We start from the raw sequence: 338 nt of genomic DNA, 5'->3' as shown, positions 1-338 counted from the left end.
GGTCGCCGCGGACCGGGCGTCACCGTGCGCGGCCTGTGGTTCGGCAGCAGCGCCGGATGTCTCCGCCGCGGCCGGCTCCGGTTTCTCCACCGGAGCAACCTTGGGCTCCGGTTTCTCCACCGGCGCTACCTTGTTGAAGGCCTCGGTGAGGCTCTCCAAGGTCAGCGACGGCTCTTCCGGGGCAGCCGCCGGGCTGTGCACGGCGCGCGGGATGGCCACCGTCTCTCCGTTGATCTCCAGCACGGCGGCTTCGGGTCCGTCGCCGGCTGAGGCTGCGGGCACGGCGGGTGCCACGCCGGGATCGTCGGCACGGCGCGACCTGCGCTTGCGTCCGGACG

The 338-nt window shown here is 73.4% G+C and carries 1 pseudogene; it reads right to left on the bottom strand.

Annotated features, from left to right (window positions below):
- Positions 1–294: pseudogene (locus AC5RUJ_RS18800) on the bottom strand (hypothetical protein); the annotation flags it as partial.
- Positions 295–338 lie beyond the last annotated feature (44 nt).

This window comes from Arthrobacter sp. Y3223164, assembly GCF_059091005.1.
The sequence above is the reverse complement of the archived record's forward strand: the minus strand, read 5'-3'. Positions and strand labels throughout refer to the sequence as shown.